The 21,980-nt window shown below is 71.6% G+C and carries 18 protein-coding genes; 7 read left to right on the forward strand and 11 right to left on the reverse strand.

Features of this window, described 5'->3' with window-relative positions; all coding sequences use genetic code 11:
- Positions 1–16 precede the first annotated feature (16 nt).
- Both ACWIHT_RS01755 and ACWIHT_RS01760 read left to right on the forward strand, forming a co-directional pair.
- Positions 17–2,383, forward strand: a complete 2,367-nt coding sequence (locus ACWIHT_RS01755; RefSeq protein ID WP_456163285.1) for a glycosyl hydrolase family 95 catalytic domain-containing protein — start codon at positions 17–19, stop codon at positions 2,381–2,383.
- A gap of 41 nt (positions 2,384–2,424) precedes the next feature.
- Positions 2,425–3,612, forward strand: a complete 1,188-nt coding sequence (locus ACWIHT_RS01760) for an SGNH/GDSL hydrolase family protein (protein WP_456163287.1) — start codon at positions 2,425–2,427, stop codon at positions 3,610–3,612.
- Positions 3,613–3,615: 3 nt separating this feature from the next.
- Here ACWIHT_RS01760 and ACWIHT_RS01765 read toward each other — a convergent pair whose 3' ends face one another.
- The 5 genes from ACWIHT_RS01765 to ACWIHT_RS01785 form a co-directional block, all read right to left on the reverse strand.
- Positions 3,616–6,588: a helix-turn-helix transcriptional regulator gene (locus ACWIHT_RS01765; protein WP_456163289.1), complete on the reverse strand. Its 2,973-nt coding sequence runs from the start codon at positions 6,586–6,588 to the stop codon at positions 3,616–3,618.
- Positions 6,589–6,850: 262 nt separating this feature from the next.
- Positions 6,851–7,201: a UBP-type zinc finger domain-containing protein gene (locus ACWIHT_RS01770; protein WP_200709027.1), complete on the reverse strand. Its 351-nt coding sequence runs from the start codon at positions 7,199–7,201 to the stop codon at positions 6,851–6,853.
- Complete coding sequence (locus ACWIHT_RS01775) at positions 7,198–8,655, reverse strand: ATP-binding protein (protein ID WP_456163291.1); 1,458 nt, start codon at positions 8,653–8,655, stop codon at positions 7,198–7,200. The genes ACWIHT_RS01770 and ACWIHT_RS01775 overlap by 4 nt, the downstream gene beginning before the upstream one ends.
- Positions 8,652–10,328: an FAD-dependent oxidoreductase gene (locus tag ACWIHT_RS01780; protein WP_456163293.1), complete on the reverse strand. Its 1,677-nt coding sequence runs from the start codon at positions 10,326–10,328 to the stop codon at positions 8,652–8,654. Before ACWIHT_RS01780 ends, ACWIHT_RS01775 begins: the two co-directional genes overlap by 4 nt.
- A 120-nt stretch (positions 10,329–10,448) precedes the next feature.
- A complete protein-coding gene (locus tag ACWIHT_RS01785) occupies positions 10,449–10,802 on the reverse strand; it encodes a VOC family protein (protein ID WP_456163295.1) in 354 nt (117 codons plus the stop codon).
- A gap of 61 nt (positions 10,803–10,863) precedes the next feature.
- Between ACWIHT_RS01785 and ACWIHT_RS01790 the strand changes: the two genes are divergently transcribed.
- Positions 10,864–11,736, forward strand: a complete 873-nt coding sequence (locus ACWIHT_RS01790; protein WP_456163297.1) for a universal stress protein — start codon at positions 10,864–10,866, stop codon at positions 11,734–11,736.
- Between the two features lie 2 nt (positions 11,737–11,738).
- Here ACWIHT_RS01790 and ACWIHT_RS01795 read toward each other — a convergent pair whose 3' ends face one another.
- Complete coding sequence (locus ACWIHT_RS01795) at positions 11,739–12,755, reverse strand: Gfo/Idh/MocA family oxidoreductase (RefSeq protein WP_456163299.1); 1,017 nt, start codon at positions 12,753–12,755, stop codon at positions 11,739–11,741.
- A gap of 13 nt (positions 12,756–12,768) precedes the next feature.
- Positions 12,769–13,554, reverse strand: a complete 786-nt coding sequence (locus ACWIHT_RS01800; RefSeq protein WP_456163301.1) for a TIM barrel protein — start codon at positions 13,552–13,554, stop codon at positions 12,769–12,771.
- Positions 13,555–13,730: 176 nt separating this feature from the next.
- On the opposite strand from ACWIHT_RS01800, the gene ACWIHT_RS01805 reads away from it, so the two are divergent.
- Positions 13,731–14,762: a LacI family DNA-binding transcriptional regulator gene (locus ACWIHT_RS01805; RefSeq protein WP_456163303.1), complete on the forward strand. Its 1,032-nt coding sequence runs from the start codon at positions 13,731–13,733 to the stop codon at positions 14,760–14,762.
- 6 nt (positions 14,763–14,768) lie between these two features.
- Here the strand turns inward: ACWIHT_RS01805 and ACWIHT_RS01810 are convergent, their stop codons facing one another.
- From ACWIHT_RS01810 to ACWIHT_RS01820, 3 genes are all read right to left on the reverse strand, one after another.
- Positions 14,769–16,004: a DUF4032 domain-containing protein gene (locus ACWIHT_RS01810; RefSeq protein WP_456163305.1), complete on the reverse strand. Its 1,236-nt coding sequence runs from the start codon at positions 16,002–16,004 to the stop codon at positions 14,769–14,771.
- Positions 16,005–16,013: 9 nt separating this feature from the next.
- Positions 16,014–16,763, reverse strand: a complete 750-nt coding sequence (locus tag ACWIHT_RS01815; RefSeq protein ID WP_456163307.1) for an MBL fold metallo-hydrolase — start codon at positions 16,761–16,763, stop codon at positions 16,014–16,016.
- A gap of 141 nt (positions 16,764–16,904) precedes the next feature.
- A complete protein-coding gene (locus ACWIHT_RS01820; protein ID WP_456163309.1) occupies positions 16,905–17,537 on the reverse strand; it encodes an alpha-ketoglutarate-dependent dioxygenase AlkB in 633 nt (210 codons plus the stop codon).
- Between the two features lie 126 nt (positions 17,538–17,663).
- Between ACWIHT_RS01820 and ACWIHT_RS01825 the strand changes: the two genes are divergently transcribed.
- Both ACWIHT_RS01825 and ACWIHT_RS01830 read left to right on the forward strand, forming a co-directional pair.
- Positions 17,664–18,290: a TetR/AcrR family transcriptional regulator gene (locus ACWIHT_RS01825; RefSeq protein WP_456163311.1), complete on the forward strand. Its 627-nt coding sequence runs from the start codon at positions 17,664–17,666 to the stop codon at positions 18,288–18,290.
- A gap of 17 nt (positions 18,291–18,307) precedes the next feature.
- Positions 18,308–19,981, forward strand: coding sequence for an FAD-binding dehydrogenase (locus ACWIHT_RS01830; protein WP_456163313.1), 1,674 nt, complete (start codon positions 18,308–18,310; stop codon positions 19,979–19,981).
- A 30-nt stretch (positions 19,982–20,011) separates the two neighbouring features.
- Here the strand turns inward: ACWIHT_RS01830 and ACWIHT_RS01835 are convergent, their stop codons facing one another.
- A complete protein-coding gene (locus tag ACWIHT_RS01835) occupies positions 20,012–20,362 on the reverse strand; it encodes a DUF488 domain-containing protein (protein WP_456163315.1) in 351 nt (116 codons plus the stop codon).
- A 167-nt stretch (positions 20,363–20,529) separates the two neighbouring features.
- Between ACWIHT_RS01835 and ACWIHT_RS01840 the strand changes: the two genes are divergently transcribed.
- Positions 20,530–21,948, forward strand: a complete 1,419-nt coding sequence (locus tag ACWIHT_RS01840) for a M1 family metallopeptidase (protein WP_456163317.1) — start codon at positions 20,530–20,532, stop codon at positions 21,946–21,948.
- The last annotated feature ends 32 nt before the right edge of the window (positions 21,949–21,980 follow it).

Genomic DNA, 21,980 nt, shown 5'->3' on the forward strand with positions numbered 1-21,980 from the left:
TTTGCGGAGACCCCCCATGTCCAGTGCACCGTTCGACCTGCCCAGACGCAACGTCCTCGCCCTCGCCGCGGCCACCGGCGCCCTCGCCGGCCTGCCCGCCTTCACCGCCTCCGCCACACCGGAGCGACCCGCCAACTCCTCGTACAGCGGCGGCACTTCACGCAACACCCTGTGGTGGCAGGCCCCCGCCGACGACAACTCGATGATCGAACAGGGCCTCCCCGTCGGCAACGGCCGCCTCGGTGCCCTCGCTGGCAACGACCCCGGCCACGAGGTCCTCCTCGTCACCGACGCCACCATGTGGACCGGCGGCCTCAATGACACCCTCGACTCGGACGGCCAATTCCCCTACGGCCGCGCCGACTTCGGCTCCCTCACCCTGCTGGCCCGGCTCACCGTCGACATCCCCGACCACGACCTGGGCGCGGTCAACGGCTACCGCCGCACCCTCGACCTGGAGCAGGGCGTGGCGACCACCTCGTACGTCCGCTCCGGAGTGACGTACCAGCGGCAGCTGTTCGCCAGCCGACCCGACGACGTGATCGTGCTGCACTTCACCCAGGACGGCGGCGGACGCTACACCGGCACCGTCGACCTCGCGGGCACCCACGGCGAACCGGCCGCGGACGCCCGCTCGTTCGGCGGCACCCTGGCCAACGGCCTGCGCTACGGCGCCGCCGTCACCGCGTACGGCAGCGGCGGCAGCGTCACGGTGAACGGCTCGCGCGTCGCCTTCTCCGGCTGCAAGGACGTCACCGTCGTACTGAGCGGCGGCACCAACTACGCGCCCAACTCGAAGGCCCGCTACCGCGATCCGTCCCTCGACCCGCGGCAGCTGGCCCGCACCAAGGTCGCCGCAGCCGCCAAGCACACGGCGGCCACCCTGCTGCACACCCATGTCGCCGACCACGGCGTGCTGTTCGGGCAGCTGGGCATCTCGCTCGGCACCTCGTCCGCCGACCAGCGCGCCCTGGACACCTGGGAGCGCCTCCAGGCCCGCGCCCGCGACGGCGTGCCCGACCCCGAACTCGAAGCCGCCTACCTCCAGTTCGGCCGCTATCTGATGATCGCCGGTTCGCGGGGGAGCCTGCCGATGGGCCTCCAGGGGAACTGGCTCGACGGCAACGACCCGGACTGGATGGGCGATTACCACACCGACATCAACATCCAGATGAACTACTGGATGGCCGACCGCGCCGGACTCTCCCAGTGCTTCGACGCGTTCACCGACTACTGCGTCGCCCAGCTCCCGGACTGGACCGACGTCACCCGCAGGCTCTTCAACGACCCCCGCAACCGCTACCGCAACTCCAGCGGGAAGAACGCCGGTTGGACCGTCGCCATCTCCACCAACCCCTACGGCGGCGGAGGTTGGTGGTGGCACCCGGCCGGTAACGCCTGGCTGAGCAACACCCTCTGGGAGCACTACGAGTTCACGGGCTCACGCGCCCACCTCGCGAAGATCTACCCGCTCCTCAAGGGCGCCGTCGAGTTCTGGGAGGCACGGCTGCTCACCACGACCCTGCCCGGCAGCTCGAAGGAGGTGCTGATCGCCGACAGCGACTGGTCGCCCGAGCAGGGACCGCTCGACGCGAAGGGCATCACCTACGCCCAGGAACTCGTGTGGGCGCTCTTCGGCAACTACTGCGTCGCGGCAGCCGAGTTGAAGAAGGACACCGGCTACGCGGGCACGATCGCCGGGCTCCGCAAGAAGCTGTACCTCCCGGTGGTCAGCCCCAAGACGGGCTGGCTGGAGGAGTGGATGTCCCCGGACAACCTCGGCGAAACCACCCACCGGCACCTGTCCCCGCTCATCGGACTCTTCCCGGGCGACCGCATCCGCCCGGACGGTTCCACTCCGAAGGACATCGTCGAGGGCGCCACCGCCCTGCTCACCGCCCGCGGCATGGAGAGCTTCGGCTGGGCCAACGCCTGGCGCAGCCTGTGCTGGTCGCGGCTCAAGAACGCCGACAAGGCCTACCAGTTGGTCGTGAACAACCTCCGCCCGTCGACCAACGGCAGCAACGGCACCGCCTCCAACCTCTTCGACATCTACCAGGTCGACGTGGGCAACGGGATCTTCCAGATCGAGGCCAACTTCGGTACCCCCGCCGCGATGATCGAGATGCTCCTCTACTCCCGCCCCGGGCATCTGGAACTCCTCCCGGCGCTCCCCGACGCATGGGCCGCGTCCGGGTCGGTCACCGGTGTCGGCGCACGCGGCGGCTTCGTCGTGGACCTCCACTGGAAGAACGGGAAGCCGACCGAGGTGAAGATCCGCAGCGTCAACGGCCGGACCACGACAGTGGCCTTCGGCACCACCACCCGGACGGTGCGGCTCGCACCGGGCGAGTCCGTCACGCTGCGGGACTTCGCCCGGTGACGGGCGGACGGGCACGGTTAAGCCGTGGGCTGGCTCTCCTGATGACGGCCGTGGCTCTCCAGGCCGTGCCCGCACAGGCACGGCCGGAGCCCACCGTCCCAACCTCGGCGTCGGCCTCGGGCGACTCGCACACCGTCGTCACCTGGGGAGCGAGCGCCGACCGCATGGGCGACGGAGCGGCCGGCCGCAGCTACCGCCTGATCGTGCACACCAGTGTCGCGGGCGGTGAGCCGCGGATCCGGCTCTCCAACGCGTTCGGCGACCGGCCGGTGACCTTCGACAGCGTCTACGCGGGCGTGCAGAAGGACGGCGCCACGCTGGTGCGCCGTTCCAACCGGCGGCTCACCTTCGGCGGCGGACGGTCGATCACCGTCCCCGCCGGGGCGACCGCCTACAGCGACCCGCTGACCGGCACGCTGCCGACCGCCACCAACCTGGTGGTCAGCATCCACAGCCCGGACGCGGCGGGCCCGGCGACCGGTCACGGACTCGCCATGCAGACGTCGTACGCGACCCAGGGCGACCACACCTCCGAGGAGAGCGGCACCGCCTGGACCGACACCATCGGCGCCTGGTACTACCTCGACGCCGTCACCGTACGGACGGCCGCGGACACCAGCGCCGTGGTCGCCCTCGGCGACTCCATCACGGACGGCTGGGTGACCACGACGGACCAGAACCGGCGCTGGCCCGACTACCTGGCCCGACGGCTCCAGCGCGCCGACACGACGGTCAAGGGAGTGGCGAACGAAGGGATCTCCGGCAACAAGGTGCTCGCGGACGGCGCAGGGCAGAGCGCCCTCGCACGGCTGCAACGGGACGTCCTGTCGCAGCCCGGTGTCCGCACGGTGTTCCTGTTCGAAGGGGTCAACGACATCAAGGCCCACAGCGGCGTCACCGCCCAGGACATGATCACCGGCTACCGCGAGATCATCGGCCGGGCACACGCCGCCGGGAAGTGCGTCGTCGGCGCCACCGTCGGACCGTACGAGGGCTGGTCCGAATGGGACCAGGCGGGCGAGGCGGTACGCCAGGAGGTGAACCAATTCATCAGGGACAGCGGGGAGTTCGACGCCGTCGACGACTTCGACCACATCCTCCGTAGCCCCTACGACCAGGAAAGGATGCTGCCCTTCCTCGACAGCGGCGACCATCTGCACCCCAACGACAAGGGGATGCAGGCCATGGCCGACGCGGTTGACCTCGCCGGTCTGGACTGCGACCGGTGAACCTCAGCCGGACGCCGTCGCCTCCGGGGTGATCAGTCCCTGCCGGTAGGCGATCGCCACCGCCTCCGTACGGCTCGCGGCGCCCAGCTTCGCGAGGATGTTGGAGACATGGACGCTCGCCGTCTTGCCGGTGATGAACAGCTCCTCGCCGATCTGGCGGTTGCTGCGGCCGAGCGCGAGCAGTCGCAGCACGTCCTGCTCGCGGGCCGTCAGCGGCGAGGGGCGCTCCCCGGCGTCCCCGCCGTCCGCCGCCGCGTCGCCGAGGCGGCCACGGCGGACGAGCGCGTCCAGCCGCGTGAGCAGGGGCGCGGCACCGAGCAGGGCGGCCGTCTCCCGGGCCGTACGTGCCTGGGCGGCGGCCTCCTCACGCCGGTCGGCCGCCAACAGGGCTTCGGCGAACCGGAATCGGCAGCGCGCCCGCTCATAGACATCGCCGTAGTCGAACGCGGTCACGGCCTTCTCCCAGGCCGCCGCGTCCGGTCCCGTGGTCGCCCGCGTCCACTCCGCCTCGGCGCGGGCCAGCCACGCCAGGCCCTCGGGTCCCTGCGGCTTGCGGCCGTCGCCCTCCTTGGCCACGGCCCGCGCCAGCTCGACGAGTTCCGTCGCGGTCTCCGTCCAGCGGCGTACCCCCGCCTCGTCGCCCGTCAGCCGCAGTGCGGCGGCCCGGTCGGCGACCGGAGCGAGGGCGAGGGCGGCGAGCCGGACCGTGAGGTCGGGACGTCGGCCGGAGTCGTCGGTGAGCGCCGCGACCGCCGAGCGCATCGCCTCCAGGGCCGCCTCGGGATCGTCCCGCAGGCCACCGGCGTCGGTCAGCGCGATGCCCGCCACCATTGCGGCCATCCAGTCGAACGGCCCGTCCAGCAGGGCGCGTGCCCGGTCGGCGGCCCTCAAGTCGCCGCGCGCCAGGGCCACATACAGCGCGGGTCCCATGGTGAAGCCGCCCATGCGCGGCAACACCTTCGCGTCGCTCAGGGCGGCCTTCTCGCACTCGTCCCAGCGACCGAGCGTGTACAGCACCAGGAGTTGGAGGTAGCGCATCTCCAGCGGGTACGGCGAGGACAGCAGTCCGGCGCGACGGGCCCGGTCCAGTCCCTCGGTGAGCCAGGGCAGGGATTCCTCCAGGTGCCCGGACTCGAAGTTGCCGATGGCCAGATGGAACAGCGCGCGCATCTCCACGGGCGCGTGCCCGGCCTGTCGGGCCAGTTCACGGGCCTGGGCGAGCCGCTCGCGGCCCTCCTTCGTGCGTCGGCCGCCCTTTTCGAGGGTGGCCAGCGAGATCAGCAGATCGGCCCGGGCGTCGACCAGTTGGAGTTCCTCGGCGATGCGCAGGGCCTGCCGGGCGACCCGGAGCGCGATCTCGTCCTCACCGACCTGACGTGCCGTCAGCACATGGGTGGCCGCCGCCCACACCCAGGTCCGCGAGGGCGGTTCGGCGGGGATCATCGCGAGGGCCTCGCTGCTGTAGGCGAACGCGGCGGTGAGACTGTCGACGCCCATGAGGTTGCCGGCCAGCGTGTAGCGGACCCGGGCGGCCAGCTCGGCGTCCGTGTCCTGGCCGATCCCGGCGAGCGCGGACCGGGTGAGGGAGACCGCGCGGTGCGCGTCCCCGGCGTGCGCCGCCGCGGCGGAGGCGCGCAGGGTGAGGGTCACGCTGTCGATGCCCTCGCCGGCGGGCCGGGCCGCCGGATCGACCGACCGCCACAGATCGAGGGCGGTTTCGAGATGTCGTAGCTCCTCGGCGGGCGCGCCCACCCGCTGGGCGTGGTCGGCGGCCTCCAGGGAGGCGGCCAGCGCTTCGGCCAGGTCGTGGCTCTCGCGGTAGTGGTGGGCGCGCTCGGCCGCGCTCTCGGCGGGGTGGCCGCGCCCGGCGAGGAGGCGGGCGAACGAGCCGTGCAGCCGGGAGCGCTCGCCGGGCAGCAGATCCGCGTACACCGCCTCGCGGGCGAGGGCATGCCGGAAGGAGTACGTGTCGGCGTGCCCCGGGACCAGGAGCTGTCGCTCGACGGCCTCGCGCAGCGCCAATTCCAGCTCGTCCTCCGGGAGTTGGACCGCGTCCCGCAGCAGGTCGTACTCGACGCGGCGGCCTGCTACGGCGGCGGTGCGCAGCACCTGCTGGGCGGTGTCGGAGAGTTGCTCGAAGCGGATCAGCAGGACGTCGGCGAGACCGCTCGGCACCCCGCCCGCCTCCATGTCGGTGGCCGCGAGCAACTCCTCGGCGTAGAAGGCGTTTCCCTCGGCGCGCTCGACGATCCGGCGGACCGTGCCGTCCGGTACCGGGCCCGTGCGCAGCGCGCGCACCAACCGGGCGACCTCCGCGTCCCCCATGGGCCTCAGCTCCAGCCGCTCCACGGCGGGCAGCCGGACCAGCTCGGCGAGCAGGGGCCGTAGGGGATGGCGGCGGTGGAGGTCGTCCGCGCGGTACGACGCGAACACCGCGAGGCGGTGGGTGGGCGCCCCGCCCGCCGGGCGCTGGAGGATGCCCCGGCTGAGCAGGAAGCGGAGCAGGTCGCGCGAGGACTGGTCGGCCCAGTGCAGGTCCTCCAGGACCAGCAGCAGGGGAGCGATGTCGGAGAGGTCGGCGAGGAGACCGGCGATGCCCTCGAAGAGGCGCAGCCTCCCGCCCGCGTCCCGGGCCGCGTCCGTGCCCGCGCCGAGCAGCCGGTCGACCGCCGGATGCGCGGCCAAGGCCGTGGCGAAACGGTCGTCGCCGGCGAGCGCTCCGAGGATCTCGGTGAACGGCAGATAGGGCAGCCCCACGTCACCGAGGTCGACGCAGTGCCCGGTGAGGACGGTCATCCCGGCGTCGGCGGCCCGCCCGGCGATCTCGTCCAGGACCCGGGTCTTGCCGACCCCCGCGTCCCCGGCGATCAGCACCGCACCGGCCGTGCCCGCGCGGGCACGCTCCAGCACACCGGCGAGGCGGGCGACCTCCTCGTCCCGGCCGATGAGCGGCGCTGCTGCTACGGATTGCGACACGCCCCCATCCTGGCACGCGCCACCGACAACGCACCTAGGGCCTGTCGTCTGGATCATGCCGGCGTCGCGGGGCGTGGCACGCGCATCTGCGGCGTTGTCGTCGGTCGCCGACGCTCCGCGTCGCCTCCCTCCTCCGCCTTGCAGCTGCACGCACCACGCCCCGCTCGGGTTGGCCGACAAGGCACCGTGAGCCAGGCCGGCCTGATCCAGACGACAGGCCCTGGCCGCCGGGCGGGACGCCGCTCCCGCCCGGCGATCCGGTTCAGCGCAGGGTCTCGGCCCAGTTCGCCGGAACGCGTCCCGCGGGACCCGGCACGGGCTGGTCCGCGGGGTGGCTCACCGGGGCGGCGAGTTCGGGGCCGGAGTCGTACAGCTCGGAGGTGGTGAAGTTCCAGAACCAGTCCTCGCGCGGCTCGTAGCTCTGGATGAACGGGTGTCCCGTGGACTGGTAGTGGGCCGTGGCGTGCTTGGCGGGGGAGTCGTCGCAACAGCCGACGTGACCGCACTGCGCGCACCGCCGGAGGTGGAACCACCAGCCCTGGGCCGCGTCGCACTCCACGCAGCCCGCGCCGCTCGGCGGGACGCTGGGGTCGATTCCGGTGATGTCGTTCATGCGGACTCCTCGGGCGTCTCGTTGTCCGTGGCGGTGAGGGGGAGCAGGACCTGGAAGCGGGTGTCGCCCGGTACCGACTCCACCTGGAGCGTGCCGTGGTGCTTGTTGACGACGATCCGCCAGGAGATGTCCAGACCGAGACCCGTGCCCTCGCCCACCGGCTTGGTGGTGAAGAACGGATCGAAGATACGGCTCCTGATCTCCTGCGGCACACCGGGCCCCGTGTCACGGAACTCCACCATCAGCTGATCGCGCACCAACGCCGTCCGTACGGTCAACGTGCCTTCCCCGCCCGCGCTGTTCATGGCGGAGACCGCGTTGTCGATCAGGTTCGTCCACACCTGGTTGAGCTCCGCCGGATAGGCCGGGATCTTCGGGAGCGAACGGTCGTACTCCTTGACGACCTTGATGCGGTCGCCGACCTTGCCGCCGAGCATCAGCAGTGTGCTGTCGAGGAGTTCGTGCACATCGGCGACCTGGTAGGGCGCGCGGTCCAGCTGCGAGTACTGCTTGGCGGCGCCCACGAGGTTGGAGATGCGGGTCGTGGAATCCTCGATCTCCGTCATCAACAGCTCTGTCTCGACGGTGTAGTTGAGCCAGCCGATCGCTCCCGGCAGGATCTCCTCGTCCACGGCCGCCGCGACCTGGTCCAGCCACTCGACGTCGAGACCGGCCTGCACGAACGTCGGCGCGATCTGCCAGGACTCCGTGACACCGTGGTCGTCGAGCCAGTCCGTGAGCTGGTCCTCGCGGTCCGAGGCCTCCAGCGGGCTCAACGTCTGTGCCTTGGCGACCCGTTCGGCCGTGCGCTCCTGAATGTCGATGAGGTTGGCGAGGTCCTCCCGCGAGTACGGGCCGGAGGAGATGACGCGCAGCTTGTGCCGCATCTTCGCCACCCGCTCCCGCAGCGTCGACGTCGCCCGGACGGCAGCGGCGGCGGGGTTGTTGAGTTCGTGCGTCAGCCCGGCCGACAACGAGCCCAGCGCCAGCAGCCGTTCACGCTGACTGATCGCCAACTGGCTGCTCTTCTGGCCGAAGAAGAGCCCCTCCAGCAGATGGACCGCCATCGGGAACCACTCGCTCATGATGGCCGCGAACGTCTCGGCGGGCAGCACGAAGAACCGCGTGGTCTCCGTCACCCGCATCGAGTTGAGGTACACCTGCTGCACCCGGTCCCCGATGTAGGCCTGCATCGCGCCCGTGTAGACGCCGCGTTGGGAAGTGCGCGCGACCTCCACGTCGTCCTCGCCGACCCGGCGCGAGAGCACGACAGTGCCCTCGATCATCACGTAGAAGCAGGTCGCGGGGTCACCCTCGGTGTAGACGGGACCGGCCTCGAACTGCTCCACCTGCCCGTCGCAGCACAGCCTGCCGAGCTGCTCCGGCGTCAGCTTCTCGAACAGGAACAGCGTGCCGATCTCCTGCGGGCTGCACGGCAGCACCTGCCCGCTCATGACTGCTCCAGGTAGCGGTGGACGAGCATCACGGCCATGGCTCCCTCTCCGACGGCGGACGCGACGCGTTTCGCGGACTCGGCGCGCGCGTCGCCCGCCACGAACACGCCGGGAATGTTGGTCTCCAGGTGGTACGGCGACCGGTCCAACTCCCAGCCCGCGGGCGGCTTCCCGTCCGCGCTGAGGTCGGGCCCGGCCAGGATGAACCCGCGCTCGTCCCGCAGCACCGCGCCGTCCAGCCAGTCGGTCAGCGGAGCCGCGCCGATGAACACGAACATCCACTGCGCGTCGACGAGTTCGGTCGCCCCGCTCTCCGTGTCGCGCAGGGTCAGCTGCTCCAGATGGTCGGAGCCGTGCGCGGCGTCGACGACGGTGCCGCTGCGCACGGAGATGTTCTCCGTGTCGTTGATCTGCTGGATCAGGTAGTACGACATCGACGCGGCGAGCGAGGGCCCGCGCACCAGCAGCGTCACCGACTTGGCGCCCTTGGCGAGGTACATCGCCGCCTGGCCCGCCGAGTTGGCGCCGCCGACGATGTACACGTCGTGCCCCTGGCAGGCGGCGGCCTCGGTCAGCGCCGAGCCGTAGTAGACCCCGCAGCCCGTCAGATCGGGCGTGCCGGGCGCCTCCAGCTGCCGGTACGACACCCCGGTCGCGAGGATCACGGCGTGCGCGGCGACGGCCGAACCGTCCGCGAAGTGCACCACCCGGGCCGACCCGTTGGCCTCCAGCCCCGTGACCTCGCGCGCGGTGAGGATCTCGGCGCCGAACTTGGTGGCCTGCCGCCTTGCCCGGTCGGTGAGTTGAGCCCCGGACACCCCGTCCGGGAAGCCGAGGTAGTTCTCGATCCGCGAACTCTGCCCGGCCTGCCCACCGGTCGCCGACCGCTCCACAAGGACGGTCCGCAGCCCTTCGGAGGCCCCGTACACGGCCGCGCCCAGCCCGGCCGGACCGCCGCCGATGACGACGAGGTCGTAGAAGTCGGCCGTCGGCGTGGTCGCGAGTCCCACCTCCGCGGCCAGCTCGGGCGCCTCCGGCTCGACCAGCACCGACCCGTCCGCGGTGATGACGAGCGGCAGCCGCTGCCCGTCCTCCCCGGCGGCCGACAGCAGCCGCAGCCCCTCCGGGCTGTCCGCCGAGTACCAGCGGTACGGCACCTGGTTGCGGGCCAGGAACTCCCGCACGTCCGAGGAGCGCGCCGACCAGCGGTGCCCGACCACCTTCGTGGCGGGCACGGGCCGGTAGTCGCTGTTCCGCCACGCATCCAGGAGGTCGTCGAGGACCGGGTACAGCTTCTCCTCGGGCGGGTCCCAGGGCTTCAGCAGATAGTGGTCGAGGTCCACGACGTTGATCGCGTCGATCGCCGCGTCCGTGTCCGCGTACGCGGTCAGCAGCACCCGGCGAGCGCCCGGATAGACGTCGAGGGCCTGCTCCAGGAACTCGATGCCGTTCATCTGCGGCATGCGGTAGTCCGCCAGGATCACGGCGACGAGATCCCCGCGCAGCTTCAGCTCACGCAGCGCGTCCAGCGCGGACTCGCCGGACTCCGCCCGCACGATCCGGTACGACTCGCCGTAGCGCCGCCGCAGGTCACGGGCGACGGCACGGGAAACTCCCGGATCGTCGTCCACGGTCATGATGACGGTCCGCGCGGATTCGGCGGCCTGTGCCATACGTCTCCCACCCCGAGTGGTCGGCTTCACGGCACGGCGGCGCCGTTGTCACCGCGCCGGCTCCCCACCATCGTATGGTCGATCGCCCCGGTGCGCTCCGCTACGCCCGAGACGAGGGGCTCAGCGGCTCCGGGAGCGCAACACGCAGAACTCGTTCCCCTCCGGATCCGCCAGCACCACCCACGACTGCTCGCCCTGCCCGACATCCGCGGTCCGCGCCCCCAGGGCCAGCAGCCGGATCACCTCGGCCTCCTGGTCGTCGGGCCGGAAGTCCAGGTGCAGCCGGTTCTTGATGGTCTTGCGCTCGGGCACCGGCACGAACAGCAGCCCGGGCAGGCGATCCGGCGCCGGGCGGATCTCGAACTCGTCCGGTGCCTCGCCCACCACCACCCAGCCGAGCGCCTCCGCCCACCAGCGTCCCAGCGCGACGGGCTCGGCCGCGTCCACGACCACTTGCTCCCACTCCAAGGTCATGCGCGCAGGGTAGTGAAGACTGGGCCCGACACAGGTGACCGCACCACAGGGAGGCCACGGAATGACACGCCCGATCACGGCAGGGGTCGACGGATCGGCGGAGAGTCTCGCCGCACTCGCCTGGGCGGGCCGGGAGGCCGTACGGCGGGGGCTGGCGCTGCGCGTGACGCATGTGTGGCGGTACGAGGAGCACCACGCCCTCGACAGCGGGGACCGGGACACCCAGGACCGCTGGGTGCGGGACGCGGCTGCCGAGGCCGCCCGGGCGCTCGCCGAACGCCACCCCGGCCTGGATGTGACCACGGACGTCCTGGAGGGCGATCCCGTCGACATCCTGACGGCCGCGGCTGCCGAGTCCGAGCTGCTGGTCCTCGGGTCGCGCGGGCACGGGCCTGTCGTCGGCTTTCTGCTCGGGTCCGTCGGGCAGCAGGTGATCGCCGACGCCGTACGGCCCGTCGTGCTCGTGCGCGCCGGGGACGAGGCGTCCGGGGAGGCCGCCGGGCGGGAGATCGTCGTGGGGCAGCACGGTGACCCGGAGGACAGTGCCGCCGCACTCGGCTTCGCCTTCGGGACGGCGGCGGCGCGTGGCGCCAGCGTACGGGCCGTGCGGGCGTGGACCCTGCCGCCCGTGTTCGCCTACAGCCCGGGGTCCATGAAACTCCTCGACGAGGCCGGCGGCCTGGAACCGTACGAGAAGAAGGCCCTCGCCGAGGCGCTGGAGCCGTGGCGGGAGCGGTTCCCCGATGTGCCCGTCGTCGAGCACATCGAGATGGGGAGCGCCGGGCAGGTGCTGCTGTCGGTGGCGGGGCGGGCGCAGTTGATGGTCGTGGGGCGGCGCGCCCACCGTACGGCGGTGGGCGCGCGGATCGGATCGGTCGCGCACGGGGTGCTGCATCACGCGGAGTGCCCGGTGGCGGTCGTACCCGCTCTCTGACCTCAGACGTCCTCGACGCGCACCGGGACGCCCTTCTCCACCGACCTGATGGCCGCCAGCGCGATCGTCAGCGCGGCGCGGGCGTCCGCGCCGGTGGCCGACGGGGTGCGGGCGGTTCGGACGCTGTCGGCGAAGTCGGCCAGTTCGGCGACGTACGCCTCGTGGAACAGGTCCTGGTCGTACGCGATCGTCTCGGCCGCGATGCCGTCGGCGCCGTAGGACGTCAGATGGGTGCGCCGGATGTCGCCCATCGTGAGCATGCCCGCCGAGCCGAAGACCTCGCCGCGTACGTCATAGCCGTACACCGCCTGGAAGTTGGCCTCGGCGGTGGCGAGGGCGCCGTTGTCGAAGCGGATCGTGACGACGGCCGTGTCGAGGAGGCCGCGGTCCTTGAAGTCGGGGCGGACCAGGGCGTCGGCCATGGCGAAGACCTCGACCGGTTCGGAGCCGGGGTTGAGGTAGCGCAGGGTGTCGAAGTCGTGGATGAGGGTTTCCAGGAAGATCGTCCACGGCGGGATGGGCGAGGGGTCGGCCAGTTTCGGGTCGCGGGTGAGGGAGCGCAGCAGTTGCGGGGTGCCGATGGCGCCCGCGGCCACCTTGTCGTGCGCGGCCCGGAACCCGGCGTCGTAGCGGCGGTTGAAGCCGACCTGGAGCGGTACGCCCGCCTCGGCGGCGGCAGCGATGGCGCGGTCGGCGTCCGCGAGGGTGGTCGCCATCGGCTTCTCGCAGTAGACGGCCTTGCCCGCACGCGCCGCCGCCACGACCAGGTCGGCGTGGGTGCGGGCCGGTGTCGCGATCACCACCGCGTCGACCGCCGGATCCGCGAAGAGGTCGGCGATCTCGGTGTACGCCGTCACGCAGTCGAGCCGGTCGGCGAGGCCGCGTGCCGCGCCGGGGGCCGGGTCCGCGACGGCGGCGAGGCGGACGCCGGGGAGGCGGCGGGCGAGGGTCTCGGCATGGAAGGAACCCATGCGGCCCGCGCCCACCAGGCCGATGGAGAGGGGGAGTTGGGTGCTCATAGGGGTTCTCCGGTCAGATCGTGAACGCGGTGCGGAAGCGGTCCAGGGCGCGTTCGCCGTAGTCCTCCGAGGCCCAGGCCTCCATCGCGACCGTGCCGTCGTAGCCGATGTCGGCGAGGGCGCGGGCGATCGCCGGGTAGTTGATCTCGCCGGTGCCGGGCTCCTGGCGGCCGGGTACGTCCGCCACCTGGATCTCGCCGATCAGGCCCAACAGGTGTGCCTTGCGGACGAGTTCGATGAGGTTCCCCTCGCCGATCTGCGCGTGGTATAGGTCCAGGTTCATCCGCAGGCCGGGGTGGTCCACCGCCTTGACCAGGGCCAGGGTGTCGGCGGCCGTCGCGAACGGGACGCCCGGGTGGTCCACCGCGGAGTTGAGGTTCTCCAGCGTGAAGGTGACCCCGGCGCTCTCGCCCAGTTCGGCGAGGCGGGTCAGGGTGCGGTGGGCGGCGATCCACATCGGGCCCGTGGGCTCGCCGCGCACCGGAACCACCGGCAGGCCCTCGGAGTTCAGGCCCGTGCCGTGCAAGTTGAGGCGCGGGCAGCCCAGTTGATCGGCGGCCTTGACCGACTCCTCGGCGGTGCGCAGGAGTTCGGCGGCGCCCGCCTCGTCGGTGAGGCTGCCCCGGATGTAGCCCGTCATCGACGAGAACTCGGCCGGGGTGCGCGTGAGCGCGTCCAGGTCGTGCCGGGTCCAGTCCCAGATCTCGACCTGGAAACCGGCTTCGTGGATGCGCCGCGCCCGCTCGTGGATCGGCAGGTCCCGGAAGACCATCTCGGCACAGACCGCCAACGTGTACATGATCGCTCGCCCTTCCAGCCGCGCATCTAGAACGTTCTAGATTTCAGTAGTACGCCACCGCCGGATCCGTGTGTCAAGAGTTCGCGTGGCATGTTTCTAGAACGTTGCAGGAACCTCCGGAACAGCTACGATGCACGGAACGAACAGCCCGTCGCGCTCCTCCGGAAAGGACATCCGTGCCGGCCACCCCCGCGGTCCCCGACGGCAAGCGGCCCACCCTGGCCCATGTCGCGGCCCGGGCGGGCGTCTCCGTCGCGCTGGTCTCGATCGTGATGCGCGGGGCCTACGGCGCGAGCGCCGCCTCCCGCGAGCGGGTCCTCAAGGCCGCCGAGGAGATCGGCTACCGGCCCGACACCCGGGCCAGAGTGCTGCGCAGCAACCGCTCACGCCTGCTCGGCGTGCAGTTCGGGCTGCGCCATCCCTTCCACACCGACCTGGTCGAGGGCATCTACGCCGCCGCCGAGCCCGCCGGCTATCAGGTGGCGCTCAGCGCGGTGGCGCCCACGCGCGGTGAGCGGCAGGCCGTGGAGGCGCTGCTCGCCGACCGCTGCGAGGCGCTGGTGCTGCTCGGCCCCGAGGTTCCGGCCACCCGCCTCGCGCACCTCGCCACGCAGGTCCCGGTCGTCTCGGTGGCCCGGCGGCTGCGGCCCGCCCCACCCGCCGTGGACGTCGTCCGCACCGCCGACGACGAGGGCGCCCGCCAGGCCGTCGACCACCTCGTCGCACTCGGACACCGTGCCGTCGCCCACATCGACGGCGGCCGGGCGCCGGGTGCCGCCGACCGCCGCCGCGGCTACCGCACCGCGATGCACCGCCACGGCCTCGACGAGCGCATCCGGGTCCTGCCCGGGGGGCTCACCGAGGACGACGGCGCCCGGGCCGCCCGCACCCTGCTCGCGGAGCACCCCCGGCCCAGCGCGGTCCTCGCCTTCAACGACCGCTGTGCCACCGGTGTCCTCGACACCTTCCTGCGGGCCGGTGTCGCCGTCCCCGGCGAGATCTCCGTGGTCGGCTTCGACGACACCAGCCTGTCGCGGCTCGCCCACATCGACCTCACCACCGTCGCCCAGGACGTCCCCCGCCTCGCGGAACTCGCCGTCGGCCGCGCCATCGCCCGCCTCGACGGCGAGGCCGTACCGGACGGCGAGCAGGTCGTCGCACCGCGTCTCGTGGTTCGCGGCACCACGGCCGCGCCCGCCACGGACTGAGCCGAGTCACTCCGGCGCGGCCGGCTCCAGGCTTTCGCGCACCTTCGGCAGGATGTTCGTGACGTAGTCCTCGACCACCGTGTCCAGATCGATGTCGTGCTGCGCCCGCTCGGCCAGGTACCAGCGGTGTTCGAGCAGCTCGTGGTAGATCTCGGCCGAGTCCATCGACCCGCGCAGCTCCAGCGGTACGGCCCGCACGGTGGGCCGGAACACGTCCCGCACCCACCGGTGCGCGAGCACCTCGGGCCGGGCGGCGAGGGGGTCGCCCGGGGCGTAGTCGTCCTGGGTGGCCATCCAGCTCTCCAGGTCGTTGAGCAGCCGCCGCGCCTGGTTCTCCTCGGCGTCCAGGCCGGTCAGGCGCAGCAGTTGGCGCTGGTGGTGGCCCGCGTCGACGACCTTCGGCACGAAGGTGACGGTGTCGCCGTTCGAGGAGTGCTCGATCTGCATCTCGGCCACGTCGAAGCCGAGTTCGTTGAGGCGCCGGATCCGGCGTTCGATGAAGTGGTACTTGCCCGCCGGGTACACCGAGACCCGGGTCAGCTCCTCCCACAGACCCTGGTAGCGGGCGCAGATCTCCATGCCGAACTCGATCGGGTCGACGGACGGGTGCAGCGCCCCGGACGCCTCCAGGTCGAGCAGCTCCCCGCTGATGTTGACGCGGGCGAGATCGAGGTCGTACTCCCGCTGCCCGTCGCTGAGCCGGGCGTGCAGGTCGCCGGTCTCCGCGTCCACGAGATACGCGGCGTAGGCGCCCGCGTCCCGCCGGAACAGGGTGTTGGACAGCGAGCAGTCGCCCCACGCGAACCCGGCCAGGTGCAGCCGCACCAGCAGCACCGCGAGCGCGTCCATCAGCCGGTGCATGGTGGCCGGCCGCAGCGTCGTCTCGAACATCGAGCGGTACGGCATCGAGCCGCCCAAGTGCCGGGTGATCAGCACCGGTTCGAGCGGCTCGCCCGCGGTGTCGGCGCGTCCGGTGACCACGGCGAGGGGGTCGACGGCGGGGATCCCGAGCCGGTCCAGGTCGCGCAGCAGCTCGTACTCGCGCAGCGCGGGCCGCTCGGCCAACTCCTTGACGGCTATGACCTCGCTGCCGGCGCGGGCGTAGCGCACGACGTGCCGGGAGATGCCGCGCGGCAGCGGCACCAGGTACTCGTCGGGCCACTCCTCCAGCGGAACGTCCCAGGGCAGCTCCAGCAGGAGCACCGGATGCTCGGGGTTGGTCGCGTTGATCTGCAGTGCCATGGGGTGACCTTAGATCGCGTGTTCGCGGGCGCGCTGTGCCGCCTCACGGACCGGACCGGTGTGCAGCGGGCCGTGGCCCGGGAGCAGGGTGTCGGCGTCCAGTCCTTCGAGGATGTCGAGGGAGGCCACGGCACGGTCGCGCTCGTGGTGGAACATGTCGGGCAGCAGCTGCGGCCCCTTGATCCGTGAGGTGGGGTGGCCGCTCACCAGGGCGTCCCCGGAGATCACGATCCCGCTGTCGGGGAGGTGGAAGACGCAGTGCCCGCTGGTGTGGCCGGGGGTGTGCACGGGGACGGGCCGGCCGGGCAGGTCGAGCGGGCCGCCCGCGCCCGGGAACGCCTCGGCCGCGGCGACGGGATGCTGCTCGGTGCCGCCGACGCGGATCGTGTGCACCAGCCACGGCAGGACACCCGGACGCCAGATGTTCCCGAGGACGTTCCCGACGGTCACCTGCTGGAGGAACTGCCGGCGGGCGTGCGGCACTTCGGCCTCGTGCGTGTACACGGGCGTGCCGTGGGCGTCGCGCAGGTACGCGGCCGAGCCGAGGTGGTCGTTGTGGGCGTGGGTGATCAGCACCGCCGTGACCGCTTTGGGAGAACTCCCCACCTGCTCAAGGGAGTCGAGCAGGAGCTGGCGGTCCCCTGGGTATCCGGTGTCCACCAGGGTGGCGCTGTCGCCGTCGGTGAGGATCACCCAGTTGGTGTTGTTGCCGTGCACCAGATAGGTGTGGTCGGCGACTTGGCGTACTTCTGCCCGCATGATCGTTCCTTGCCTGGTGGTGCAGTTCGGGGTCCAGCCAACCAGACGCGTACGGTCCTGGCACGGGCGGGGGAAGCCGCCCCCGGCGCCGTCCGCCGGGGGCGGTCCCCGCGTGCGTTCCGAAGCGGCCGCCTCTCCGCCTCAGTGCACGCCGTGCGGGCGGAACTGCACGCTGATGCGCGGTCCCGCGGCTCGGGTGGTCTTGGGGACGCAGTGCTCCCAGGTCCGCTGACAGGAGCCGCCCATCACGATCAGATCGCCGTGCCCCAAAGCGTGCCGCACGGCCGCGCCGCCGCGCAGCGGACGCAGCAGCAGATCGCGGGGCGTGCCGACGGAGAGGATCGCCACCATCGTGTCGACGCGGGCGCCCCGCCCGATCCGGTCACCGTGCCAGGCGACACTGTCCCGGCCGTCCCGGTAGTAGCACAGCCCGGACGTGGTGAAGGGCTCTCCCAACTCCCGCGCGTAGTACGCCGAGAGCGCGTCCCGCGCCTCCGCCAGCACCGGATGCGGCAGCGCGTCGTCCGCGCCGTAGTAGGCCAGCAGCCGGGGTACGGCCACGACCTGGTCGTACATCTGACGGCGCTCGGCGCGCCACGGCACCCCGGCGGCCAGTTCCTCGAACAGGGCGTCGGCGCCGGTCAGCCACCCGGGCAGCACGTCGATCCAGGCGCCGAGACCCAGCGTGGTGCGACGGATCCCGTGGAGGGGGCCGAGGCGGAGTCGGTCGGCCTGGTCGAAGAGCGAGCCCTGGAGGTGGTGGTGCGCGGTCATGGGGCCAGCGTACTCCTTATTCGAATATCTGTTCCCATTCGCGTTCGGCTTCGTGTTCGACTCTTTCGATACATCGGTGTATCGGATACATTCGCGTATCGAACATCGGGACGCGGAGGTCCGGGCATGGTGGCGGAGGCGACGGCCAAGCGGGTGACCAGGCGCCGGGTGCGCACGCGGGCCAATCTGCTGGACGCCGCGTTCGCCGTGTTCGCCGCGAAGGGCTTTGGGCGGGTCTCCATCGAGGAGGTCTGCGAGGCCGCCGGCTACAGCAGGGGCGCCTTCTACTCGAACTTCGACAGCCTGGACGGCCTGTTCTTCGCGCTCTACCAGGAACGCGCCGACCTGATCGCCGAGCAGGTGGCCGGTGCGCTCGCCCTCGACGGCCCCGACCTCGACGTGCCCGCCGCCGTCGACCGCGTCACCGACGTGCTGCTCCTCGACCTGGACTGGCTCCTGGTCAAGACCGACTTCCTGGTGCACGCGGCCCGGGACCCCGCCGTGGCGGGGACCCTGCTGGGACACCGGGCCCGACTGCGCGGCGCGATCGCGCACCGGCTCGCCCGCGCCCGGGGCCTCGCCGAACTCCCCGCCGTGCTCGGCGACTTGGACGCGGCCGCGTACGCCGTGGTCGCCGCGTACGACGGCGTCACCACCCAACTCCTGCTGGACAAGGACGTGGAGCACGCCCGCGTCTGGCTCAAGCAACTGCTCACCGCGCTGCTGACCGACGGCAGCCGCGCCCCCGAATGAGAAAGGCAACGGTCGCCATGGATGCGGACGTCATCGTCGTCGGAGCCGGTCTGGCCGGTCTGGTCGCGGCCCATGAACTCACCAGCCAGGGACGCCGGGTCGCGCTCGTCGACCAGGAGAACGCCGCCAACCTCGGCGGGCAGGCGTTCTGGTCCTTCGGCGGGCTGTTCCTCGTGGACTCCCCGGAACAGCGCCGCCTCGGCATCAAGGACTCCTTCGACCTCGCCTGGAGCGACTGGCAGGGCAGCGCCGGCTTCGACCGCGTCGACGACGAGGACTCCTGGGCGGTGCGCTGGGCGCGCGCCTACGTCGAGTTCGCGGCCGGCGAGAAGCGGACCTGGCTCGACGGCCACGGCATCAAGCTGCTGCCCACCGTCGGCTGGGCGGAACGCGGCGACCTGCGCGCCCACGGACACGGCAACTCCGTCCCGCGCTTCCACGTCACCTGGGGCACCGGCACCGGAGTGGTCGAACCCTTCGTGAACTACGCGAAGCAGGCCGCCCGCGACGGGCTCCTCACCTTCTACTACCGCCACCAGGTGGACGAGTTGGTCGTCGCGGAGGGCGAGGCGCGTGGGGTACGCGGCACCGTGCTCGCCGAGGACGACTCGCCGCGCGGAGTCTCCTCCAGCCGCGAGGCCATCGGCGAGTTCGAACTCACCGCCCAGGCCATCGTCGTCACCAGCGGCGGCATCGGCGCCAACCACGACATCGTCCGCCGCTACTGGCCCGAGCGCCTCGGCACCCCGCCCGCCGAGATGATCACCGGCGTCCCCGCCTACGTCGACGGCCGGATGCTCGACATCAGCGCCGAGGCGGGCGTACGGCTCGTCAACCGCGACCGCATGTGGCACTACACCGAGGGCTTGCAGAACTGGAACCCGGTCTGGCCCGGCCACGGCATCCGCATCCTGCCCGGCCCGTCCTCCCTGTGGTTCGACGCCCTCGGCCGCCGCCTGCCCGACCCGTGCCTGCCGGGCTACGACACCCTCAACACCCTCAAGTACCTGCGTACGACAGCGGACTTGGCGGACCACGACCACTCCTGGTTCATCCTCACCCAGAAGATCATCGAGAAGGAGTTCGCGCTCTCGGGCTCCGAGCAGAACCCCGACATCACCGCCAAGGACAAGAAGGCGGTCCTGCGTGACCGGCTGCTGGGCAAGGGCGCGCCCGGCCCGGTGGACGCCTTCCTGCGCAAGGGCGCGGACTTCGTGACCGCCGGAAACCTTGAGCAACTGGTCGAGAAAATGAACCAGTTGACCGACAAACCGCTCCTCGACGCGGCCGTGGTGCGCCGCCAGATCGAAGCCCGCGACCTCCAGATGGCCAACCCGTACAGCAAGGACTCCCAGATCCAGGGCATCCGCAACGCCCGCCGCTACATCGGCGACCGCCTCGGCCGCGTCGCCACCCCGCACCGTATCCTCGACCCGGCCGCCGGCCCTCTCATCGGCGTCAAGCTGCATGTCCTGACCCGCAAGACCCTCGGCGGCATCCAGACGGACCTGGACTCACGCGCGCTGGCCGCCGACGGAAAGCCGATCGGCGGACTGTACGCGGCGGGCGAGGTGGCCGGCTTCGGCGGCGGTGGCGTGCACGGCTACAACGCCCTCGAAGGCACCTTCCTCGGCGGCTGCCTCTTCTCCGGGCGCGCGGCGGGCCGCGCGGCGGCCAAGCAGACGGCCTGACCGGACGCCACGGCCCGTCTCCTCAGCCGATCAACTGTCGAGGAGACGGGCCAGCACCGCCGCGTGACTCTCCTGCGGCGACTTCACCGCCGTCAACAGGGTCACCGGGCCCATACGGACCAAGTTCCGCAAGGTGTGCAGGAGTTGAGCCGCCTCCGGCTCGGCGAGCTCCGCCTCGTAGCGACCGGTGAACTTCTCGTAGGACCCCTCGGCCGCGTGGTACCAGCGGCGCAGTTCGTTCGACGGGGTGAGGGCCTTGGGCCACTCGTCGACGCGGGCCGCGTCCTTGGACAGGCCGCGCGGCCACAGCCGGTCGACCAGGACGCGGACACCGTCCTCCGGCTCGGGCGGATCGTAGACACGGCGCACGCGGACGGTCACGGGCGGGCTCCCTCGGGTGGCGGTGGTGCCCGCGAGCCTACGTCCGGGGACATACCCGGGGCGGGGGCGACGCGGCGTAACTTGACCCGCACATGAGGGATTCCGAGGGAGCTGTCGGCCTAGTCCCTGAGACGAATGATCACCCCCCTCACTCTGTAGGAGCGCATGTGACGCACCTCCGGCAGCCGTCCACAAGACGCACCGCCGTCCTTCGCCGCAGCGCCGTCGTGGCCACCGTCCCCGTCGCGGCCCTGCTCGCCGCCGCGGCACCGGCCGGAGCCACCACGATCGGCTCGTCCGGCGTGGGCGACCCGTACTTCCCGCTCTCCGGCAACGGCGGCTACCACGTCGCCCACTACGGCCTGACACTCAGCTACGACCCGGCGAGCCGCCATCTCGACGGCAAGGCGGTCCTCACCGCCCGCGCCACCGAGAAGCTCACCCGCTTCGACCTCGACTTCAAGGGCCTGACGATCACGGGTCTGACGGTCGACCACGTCAAGGCCCGCTTCCGCCGCGACGGACAGGAACTCGTCGTCACCCCGCGCAAGGCACTGCGCAAGGGGCAGGAGTTCCAGATCGCCGTCACCTACAACGGCGTCCCCAAGCAGGTCACCGACCCGGACGGCTCGGCGGACGGCTGGATCGCCACCGACGACGGCGCCTTCGTGGCGGGCGAACCGCAGGGCGCGATGACCTGGTTCCCGGCGAACAGCCACCCCAAGGACAAGTCGTCGTACGACTTCACCATCACCGTCCCGCAGGGGCGCACCGCGGTCGCCAACGGCGTTCTCCAGAGCCGGAAGACGGCTCACGGGAAGACCACGTTCCGCTGGCACGCGCCCGAGCCGATGGCCGCCTACCTCGCCACCGCGACGGTCGGGAAGTTCAAGGTCGAGCAGTACACCACCCGGGACGGGGTCAAGGTGTACAACGCCGTCGACCCCCGCGAGGCCACCGCCGCCGCGCCCGTGCTGAAGAAGCTGCCCTCCGTCCTGGAGTGGGAGAGCAAGCTGTTCGGCCCCTACCCGTTCCGCTCGGCCGGGTCGATCGTCGACCACGCCCCGGACGTCGGCTACGCCCTGGAGACGCAGGGGCGGCCCGTCTACGACTCGGCGCCGGACCTCAGCACCCTCGTGCACGAGAACGCCCACCAGTGGTTCGGGGACTCCGTCTCGCTGACCTCCTGGAAGGACATCTGGCTCAACGAGGGCTTCGCCACCTACGCGGAGTGGCTCTACAGCGAGCAGCACGGCGGCAAGACCGCCCAGCAGACCTTCGACGCGCTGTACGCCCGCAAGGCGACCGACGGCCTGTGGGCGTTCCCGCCCGGCGACCCGGGTAGCGGCGCCAACATCTTCGACACCCCCGTGTACGCCCGCGGGGCCATGACACTGCACGAACTGCGCCTGGCCGTCGGCGACAAGACCTTCCTCGCGATCCTGCGCGCGTGGGCGAGCGGACACCGCTACGGGCACGGCACGACCGCACAGTTCATCAGCCTTGCGGAACAGAAGTCGGGGAAGAAGCTGGACGTTCTGTTCCACACCTGGCTCTACACGAAAGGCAAGCCGGCCCAGCCGTAGGAGCTGACGAGTTCCTCACATGTGTCGGTCAT

This window comes from Streptomyces sp. NPDC002276 (genome assembly GCF_053891435.1).

Bases quoted from the DNA above. Each gene is read 5' to 3' on its own strand.
- ACWIHT_RS01755 (WP_456163285.1), top strand. From the start codon at position 17: ATGTCCAGTGCACCGTTCGACCTGCCCAGACGCAACGTCCTCGCCCTC.
- ACWIHT_RS01760 (WP_456163287.1), top strand. From the start codon at position 2,425: ATGACGGCCGTGGCTCTCCAGGCCGTGCCCGCACAGGCACGGCCGGAG.
- ACWIHT_RS01770 (WP_200709027.1), bottom strand. From the start codon at position 7,201: ATGAACGACATCACCGGAATCGACCCCAGCGTCCCGCCGAGCGGCGCG.
- ACWIHT_RS01775 (WP_456163291.1), bottom strand. From the start codon at position 8,655: ATGAGCGGGCAGGTGCTGCCGTGCAGCCCGCAGGAGATCGGCACGCTG.
- ACWIHT_RS01780 (WP_456163293.1), bottom strand. From the start codon at position 10,328: ATGGCACAGGCCGCCGAATCCGCGCGGACCGTCATCATGACCGTGGAC.
- ACWIHT_RS01785 (WP_456163295.1), bottom strand. From the start codon at position 10,802: ATGACCTTGGAGTGGGAGCAAGTGGTCGTGGACGCGGCCGAGCCCGTC.
- ACWIHT_RS01790 (WP_456163297.1), top strand. From the start codon at position 10,864: ATGACACGCCCGATCACGGCAGGGGTCGACGGATCGGCGGAGAGTCTC.
- ACWIHT_RS01795 (WP_456163299.1), bottom strand. From the start codon at position 12,755: ATGAGCACCCAACTCCCCCTCTCCATCGGCCTGGTGGGCGCGGGCCGC.
- ACWIHT_RS01800 (WP_456163301.1), bottom strand. From the start codon at position 13,554: ATGTACACGTTGGCGGTCTGTGCCGAGATGGTCTTCCGGGACCTGCCG.
- ACWIHT_RS01810 (WP_456163305.1), bottom strand. From the start codon at position 16,004: ATGGCACTGCAGATCAACGCGACCAACCCCGAGCATCCGGTGCTCCTG.
- ACWIHT_RS01815 (WP_456163307.1), bottom strand. From the start codon at position 16,763: ATGCGGGCAGAAGTACGCCAAGTCGCCGACCACACCTATCTGGTGCAC.
- ACWIHT_RS01820 (WP_456163309.1), bottom strand. From the start codon at position 17,537: ATGACCGCGCACCACCACCTCCAGGGCTCGCTCTTCGACCAGGCCGAC.
- ACWIHT_RS01825 (WP_456163311.1), top strand. From the start codon at position 17,664: ATGGTGGCGGAGGCGACGGCCAAGCGGGTGACCAGGCGCCGGGTGCGC.
- ACWIHT_RS01830 (WP_456163313.1), top strand. From the start codon at position 18,308: ATGGATGCGGACGTCATCGTCGTCGGAGCCGGTCTGGCCGGTCTGGTC.